The following is a 666-nucleotide window of genomic DNA, read 5'->3' as shown; positions in this document are numbered from 1 at the left end:
CCTTTCGGCTAGGTCGTTCGTGTTATACCAACGCACTTCATTTCATGCTGGCAGCAAGGACAAATTCTGATGACTTTGGCAGTGAACGTTGCTACGAGTTTAGGTATTTTCCAATTGAACAGATACAGTAATATAGCTTGAATTCGCACTCTCAGCCGTTTGGCATTACCATGTAAAAAACCATAATCCCGCACTCGCTGTAATCCTTTGGGAAGCACATGTTGCAAGATGAGCCAGAGAAATTGCAGCGTCGGCAAGGTTCTGGTTTTTATTGCTTGAGTTTGTCCATCTTTATAGTTGAATGTCACGGTATTATTGCTTGTGTCGATGATGTCTTTATCAGGCAATACACCGCGATACAAATAGCGAGATAGATATTGTAAAGCGGGAAGACCGTAACCAACCTTACGGCAATCAACGACCCATTTAGTGGGTAATGTGTCAGCGTTCGCTAGCGATAAATCAGCGTGCTGATTGATTGCATCAATCATTCTCGCTCGCCAGACTTTAGCTAATGCAAAGGCGTTAAACAGATAGTTACTCTTACCTTTATGCCATTGGTTTCGCGTTTTATTGTAGCTGCCATTGGCGACTATAATGTGTAAGTGGGGATGTAAATTACGTTTCCTGCTGTGAGTATGCAAAACGGTGGTGAAGCCAATTTCA

Annotated in this window: 1 protein-coding gene; it reads right to left on the bottom strand. The window is 42.8% G+C overall.

The features are described 5' to 3' along the window. Positions 1–8: 8 nt before the first annotated feature. Positions 9–666 (bottom strand): IS91 family transposase (locus BT797_RS04180; RefSeq protein WP_175545648.1); only part of this gene is annotated, 658 nt, incomplete at its 5' end.

Source organism: Moritella viscosa (assembly GCF_900120065.1).
Taxonomy (GTDB): domain Bacteria; phylum Pseudomonadota; class Gammaproteobacteria; order Enterobacterales; family Moritellaceae; genus Moritella; species Moritella viscosa.
The sequence above is the reverse complement of the archived record's forward strand: the minus strand, read 5'-3'. Positions and strand labels throughout refer to the sequence as shown.